Source organism: Pseudomonas sp. 67(2021), assembly GCF_017491835.1.
In the GTDB taxonomy this organism is placed as follows: domain Bacteria; phylum Pseudomonadota; class Gammaproteobacteria; order Pseudomonadales; family Pseudomonadaceae; genus Aquipseudomonas; species Aquipseudomonas atacamensis.
Map to the genome: position 1 here is coordinate 49,372 of NZ_JAFGYL010000027.1, position 6,447 is coordinate 55,818.

Annotated in this window: 4 protein-coding genes; 1 reads left to right on the forward strand and 3 read right to left on the reverse strand. The window is 61.0% G+C overall.

Translation table 11 applies throughout. The annotated features are described in order from the left end of the window. Positions 1-2: 2 nt before the first annotated feature. Positions 3-1,607 (reverse strand): carboxyl transferase domain-containing protein, encoded by a 1,605-nt coding sequence (locus J5M66_RS24225; protein WP_056788823.1) that lies wholly within the window; start codon positions 1,605-1,607, stop codon positions 3-5. A 107-nt stretch (positions 1,608-1,714) separates the two neighbouring features. After that, positions 1,715-2,878: an isovaleryl-CoA dehydrogenase gene (locus tag J5M66_RS24230; protein WP_207808114.1), complete on the reverse strand. Its 1,164-nt coding sequence runs from the start codon at positions 2,876-2,878 to the stop codon at positions 1,715-1,717. A gap of 300 nt (positions 2,879-3,178) precedes the next feature. Between J5M66_RS24230 and J5M66_RS24235 the strand changes: the two genes are divergently transcribed. Further along, complete coding sequence (locus J5M66_RS24235; protein ID WP_207808115.1) at positions 3,179-4,876, forward strand: AMP-binding protein; 1,698 nt, start codon at positions 3,179-3,181, stop codon at positions 4,874-4,876. A 657-nt stretch (positions 4,877-5,533) separates the two neighbouring features. Here J5M66_RS24235 and J5M66_RS24240 read toward each other — a convergent pair. Further along, a complete protein-coding gene (locus J5M66_RS24240; RefSeq protein ID WP_122691939.1) occupies positions 5,534-6,433 on the reverse strand; it encodes a hydroxymethylglutaryl-CoA lyase in 900 nt (299 codons plus the stop codon). Positions 6,434-6,447 lie beyond the last annotated feature (14 nt).

The window sequence follows — 6,447 nt, forward strand, 5'->3', positions numbered from 1 at the left end:
CATCACATCCGGAACACGCCGAAGCGGCTCGGTTCGATTGGCGCGTTCAGCGACGCGGACAGGGCCAGGGCCAATACATCGCGGGTCTGCGCCGGGTCGATGACGCCGTCGTCCCACAGCCGTGCGCTGGAATAATAGGGGTGACCCTGTTCTTCGTACTGATCGAGAATCGGTTGCTTGATCTCGGTCTCCTGCTCGGCGCTGAACGCCTGACCGCTGCGTTCGGCCTGTTCGCGCTTGACCTGCACCAGCACACCGGCGGCCTGTTCGGCGCCCATCACGCCAATCCGCGCGTTCGGCCACATCCACAAAAAACGCGGATCGTAAGCGCGCCCGCACATGCCGTAGTTGCCGGCACCGAAGCTGCCGCCGATGATCACGGTGAATTTCGGCACCTTGGCGCAGGCCACTGCGGTCACCAGTTTCGCGCCGTGTTTGGCGATGCCGCCGGCTTCGTACTTCTGGCCGACCATGAAACCGGTGATGTTCTGCAGAAACAGCAGCGGGATGCCGCGCTGGCAGGCCAGTTCGATGAAGTGCGCGCCTTTCTGCGCGGCTTCGGCGAAGAGGATGCCGTTGTTTGCCAGAATCGCGATCGGGTAGCCGTGCAAGTGCGCGAAACCGCATACCAGCGTGGTGCCGAACAGCGCTTTGAATTCATCGAACACCGAACCGTCCACCAGCCGCGCGATCACTTCGCGCACATCGAATGGCTGCTTGGCGTCAGCCGGAACCACGCCGTACAACTCGTCGCTGGCGTACAGCGGCGCAATCGGCGTGCGCTGCTGCACCTCGCCGAGCTTGCGCCAGTTGAGGTTGGCAACGCTGCGGCGGGCGAGGGCGAGGGCGTGTTCATCGTTCTCGGCGTAATGGTCGGCCACACCAGAAGTCTTGCAATGCACATCGGCGCCGCCGAGGTCTTCGGCGCTGACCACTTCACCGGTCGCGGCTTTCACCAGCGGCGGGCCGGCGAGGAAAATCGTCGCCTGGTTGCGCACCATGATCGCTTCGTCCGCCATCGCCGGCACATACGCGCCGCCGGCGGTGCACGAGCCCATGACCACGGCGATCTGCGGGATGCCCATGGCGCTCATGTTGGCCTGATTGAAAAAGATCCGCCCGAAGTGCTCGCGATCCGGAAACACTTCGTCCTGACGCGGCAGGTTGGCGCCACCGGAATCCACCAGATAAATGCACGGCAGGCGATTCTGCTGGGCGATGGTCTGCGCGCGCAGGTGTTTTTTCACGGTGAGCGGGTAATACGAGCCACCTTTCACCGTCGCATCGTTGGCGACGATCATGCATTCAACGCCTTCAACGCGACCGATGCCGGCGATCACCCCGGCAGCCGGAACGTCTTCGCCGTAAACCGCATGGGCGGCAAGTTGGCTGATTTCGAGAAACGGCGAGCCGGGGTCGAGCAAGCGATTGATGCGCTCGCGCGGCAGCAATTTACCCCGCGAGGTGTGGCGTTCCTGAGCTTTGACGCCGCCACCCTGCGCCACTTGGGCGAGCAGGGTGTGCAGCGCGTCGACCTGTTTGAGCATCGCCGCGCTGTTGGCGGCGAACTCCGCCGAGCGCGGGTTGAGCTGAGTGTGCAGAATCATGGGGCTTACTCCGTAAGCAGCTTCTAGCTACAAGCGGCAAGCTGCAAGTTGGGGCGAGAGCGTGGTTCTCTTGCAGCTTGTAGCCTGCGGCTTGCAGCCGACGAGATTCATTTCGTCTCGTTGAACAGTTCACGGCCAATCAGCATGCGGCGGATCTCGCTGGTGCCGGCGCCGATTTCGTAGAGCTTGGCGTCGCGCAGCAGGCGACCGGCGGGGAATTCGTTGATGTAGCCGTTGCCGCCGAGAATCTGAATCGCGTCGAGGGCCATTTGCGTGGCGCGTTCGGCGGTGTAGAGGATCACCCCGGCCGCGTCCTTGCGCGTGGTTTCGCCGCGCTCGCAGGCCTGGGACACCGCGTACAGATAAGCGCGGCTGGCGTTGAGCTGGGTGTACATGTCGGCGACTTTGCCCTGGATCAGTTGGAATTCGCCGATGCTCTGGCCGAACTGTTTGCGGTCGTGGATGTACGGCACGATCAGGTCCATGCACGACTGCATGATTCCGGTCGGGCCGCCGGAGAGCACCACGCGTTCGTAATCGAGGCCGCTCATCAACACTTTCACGCCACCGTTGAGCACGCCGAGAATGTTCTCCTCGGGTACTTCGACATCGTCGAAAAACAGCTCGCAGGTGTTGGAGCCACGCATGCCGAGCTTGTCGAACTTGTTGCTGCGGCTGAAGCCTTTCCAGTCCCGCTCGACGATGAACGCGGTGATGCCGTGGGGGCCTTTTTCCAGGTCGGTCTTGGCGTAGATCACGTAGGTATTGGCGTCCGGACCGTTGGTGATCCAGGTTTTGCTGCCGTTGAGGACGAAGCGGTCGCCGCGTTTGTCGGCGCGCAGCTTCATCGAGACCACATCGGAACCGGCGTTGGGCTCGCTCATCGCCAGGGCGCCGACGTGCTCGCCGCTGATCAGTTTCGGCAGGTATTTGCTTTTCTGTTCGTGATTGCCGTTGCGGTTGATCTGGTTGACGCAAAGGTTGGAGTGCGCGCCATAGGACAACGCCACCGACGCCGAGCCGCGGCTGATTTCTTCCATCGCCACTACGTGCGCCAGATAACCCAGACCCGCGCCGCCGTACTCCTCCGGCACGGTGATGCCGAGCAGGCCCATGTCACCGAATTTGCGCCACATGTCGGCGGGGAACAGGTTGTCGTGGTCGATCTGCGCGGCACGCGGGGCGATCTGATCGGCGACGAAGGACTGCACCTGATCGCGCAGCATGTCGATGGTTTCACCGAGGGCGAAATTCAGGGATGGATAGCTCATGGGTCACCTTTTGGCTTTTTTATCGGGTGGAGCGCACGACGAATCGGCGTTCAGCTTTACGTTAACGTAAAGCTTCCACAGTTCGACTGTCAATCGGCTTTACGTAAGCGTCAACTTGGGCGAGAGTAAGGGCAGTTCAGGATCAGATATCGGTTTGTTTCTGGTGGGAGCGAGCCTGCTCGCGAAAGCGCTGTATCAGTCGCCCCCAAGGCTGAATGACGCAGCGTATTCGCGAGCAGGCTCGCTCCCACAGGGATTCAAAACCGGGAAAACCCACTAATAAAGACAATAGGGGTCGTCATGGATCAACCCAGTGCAAACCCGCAGCGCAGCTACAGCCGTGGCTCTCAGGACCAAGCCCTGCTGGCGATGACCATTGGTCAGCGCTTCGATCAGACTGTCGCGCAACACCCGGACGGCGAGGCGTTGGTGGTGCGCCATCAACGGCTGCGGTATTCGTGGCGGCAACTGGCCGACGCGGTGGATGAGCAGGCCAGGGCCTTGCTCGCACTGGGCTTGCAGACCGGCGATCGCCTCGGCATCTGGGCGCCGAATTGCGCGCAGTGGTGCATTACCCAGTTCGCCACGGCGAAGATCGGCGTGATCCTGGTCAATATCAATCCCGCCTATCGCAGCTCCGAACTCGAGTACGTGCTCAAGCAATCCGGCTGTCAGTGGCTGGTCTGCGCCGGAGCATTCAAAACCTCGAATTACCACGCAATGCTCCAGAGCCTGGCGCCAGAATTGGCCGAGCACGCCATCGGTCAGCTGCGCAGCGAGCGCCTGCCGGAGCTGCGCGGCGTGATCAGCCTCGATGCCAATCCGCCGCCCGGTTTTCTGCCGTGGTCGCAGCTCAGCGATCTGGCCGCCAGCGTCTTGTCCGAACAGCTGCGCGAACGCAGCGCCAGTCTGCATTTCGATCAACCGGTGAACATCCAGTACACCTCCGGCACCACCGGTTTCCCCAAGGGCGCGACCCTCAGTCACTACAACATTCTCAACAACGGCTACATGGTCGGCGAAAGCCTCGGCCTGACGGCTGCCGATCGTCTGGTGATTCCGGTGCCGCTGTATCACTGCTTCGGCATGGTCATGGGCAACCTCGGTTGCGTCACCCATGGCAGCACGATGATTTACCCCAACGACGCTTTCGATCCGGCGCTGACCCTGCAAGCGGTGGCCGAGGAAAAAGCCACGGCGCTGTACGGTGTGCCGACCATGTTCATCGCCATGCTCGATCAGCCGCAGCGGCAGACCTTCGACCTGTCGAGCCTGCGCACCGGGATCATGGCCGGCGCCACTTGTCCGATCGAGGTCATGCGCCGGGTGATCAACGAGATGCACATGAGCGAAGTGCAGATCGCCTACGGCATGACCGAAACCAGTCCGGTATCGTTGCAGACCGGGCCGGCGGATGAGCTGGAATTGCGCGTCACCACGGTCGGGCGCACCCAGCCGCAACTGGAAAGCAAGATCATCGACACCGCCGGCAACCTCGTGCCGCGCGGCACCATTGGCGAATTGTGCACGCGCGGTTACAGCGTGATGCTCGGTTACTGGAACAACCCGCAGGCCACCGCCGAAGCCATCGATGAGGCCGGCTGGATGCACACCGGCGACCTGGCGAGCATGAACGAGGAGGGTTACGTCAACATCGCCGGGCGTAACAAGGACATGATCATTCGTGGCGGCGAGAATGTTTATCCCCGTGAGCTGGAGGAGTTTTTCTTCACCCATCCGGCGGTGGCCGACGTGCAGGTGATCGGTATTCCGTGCTCGCGCTACGGTGAGGAAATCGTCGCCTGGATCAAATTCCACCCCGGCCACAGCGCCTCGGAGCTGGAGCTGCAAACCTGGTGCAAGGAACGCATCGCCCATTTCAAGACACCGCGTTACTTCAAATTCGTCGACGCGTTTCCGATGACGGTGACGGGCAAGATCCAGAAGTTCAGGATGCGCGAGATCAGTATCGAGGAGCTGAAAACAATCGAGGGATAATCAAAAAACTTCTGTGGGAGCGAGCCTGCTCGCGAATGCGGTGTGTCATTCAGCGTAAATGTGTCTGATACACCGTTTTCGCGAGCAGGCTCGCTCCCACAGGGATGCAGTGATAGAGAGACGAATCACAGAAAGCACAAAGGGGAGCCGAAGCTCCCCTTTAATTTGTCGTTGCGTGCTCTTTTTATTATTGAGGGTCGGTCTGTTGTTGTTTTTGGCAACCGTGGCCCTGTACAGCTTTTTGGCGACCCCCATCCGGGGTCAAGAGCAAACGTATTTTTTTGAGCGCTGATCTGCTTTCTCGTTTAACGATCCAACCGATTCGGGAGCTACCTGAAGGTAGTTTTATTGTTCTCTGCCCGGTTGCGGGTCACTCCTGAGAGCACCCTGAAAAGCACACCTTCTCCAAAAAAATCTGTTAGCTGCGTCTCTGCCGTGTTGTTCTTGTTATGTCAGAGTCGTTTCGTCTTGTTTTTATTGGTTTGCGGCTTTTTATTCTTGTTATGCGATAGAGATAGCAGGTGTCGTGCCAACTTTTAAAAGCCTTTATAAATCAACGGCTTAACTTTTTCAGGCTTTTTCGACTCCAGGCAAAGCCAGACAATTTGTTTCCGTGTTACTCGCTTTTGCCCACATCGCTGACGCAGCGGTAACACCTCACTGCGCGCTGCGCGCCTTGGCCACCCGCGAACCGCTCGGACGGCCGAGCACTGCGCTGATCTGCTGGCCCGCGGCAATCAAGGCGTCCAGGTCGATACCGGTCTCGATGCCCAGGCCATCGAGCAGGTACACTACGTCCTCGGTGGCAACGTTACCGCTCGCGCCTTTGGCGTACGGGCAGCCGCCGAGGCCGGCGATAGAGCTGTCGAACACCGCAATGCCTTCGAGCAGGCTGGCGTAGATGTTGGCCATGGCCTGGCCATAGGTGTCGTGGAAATGCCCGGCGAGTCTGTCCCGTGGCACCTGCGCCGAGACCACCTCGAACAGGCGCCGGGTCGCGCCCGCCGTGCCGGTGCCGATGGTGTCGCCCAGCGACACTTCATAGCAGCCCATCGCGTACAGCTCACGGGCGACCATCGCCACTTGCTCCGGCGCAACCGTGCCTTCATACGGGCAGCCCAGCACACAGGAAACGTAACCGCGCACGGTAACGCCGTGTTGTTTGGCGGCCTCCATGATCGGCGCAAACCGCGCCAGGCTTTCGCTGATCGAGCAATTGATGTTGCGCTGCGAGAACGCCTCGGAGGCGGCGGCGAACACCGCGACTTCCTTGACCCCGGCGGCGAGCGCGTCTTCAAAGCCGCGCAGGTTCGGCGCCAGTGCGCCGTAGGTCACGCCAGGTTTGCGCTGGATCTGCGCGAACACTTCGGCGGATCCGGCCATCTGCGGCACCCATTTCGGCGAAACGAAACTGCCGACTTCGATGTAGCCAAGCCCGGCGGCGCTCAGCGCATCGACCAGTTGCACCTTGTCGGCGACGCTGATCGGTTGGGCTTCGTTCTGCAGGCCATCGCGCGGGCCGACTTCGATCAGGCGTACTTGGGAGGGGAGGGACATGGGTGGGACCAGCC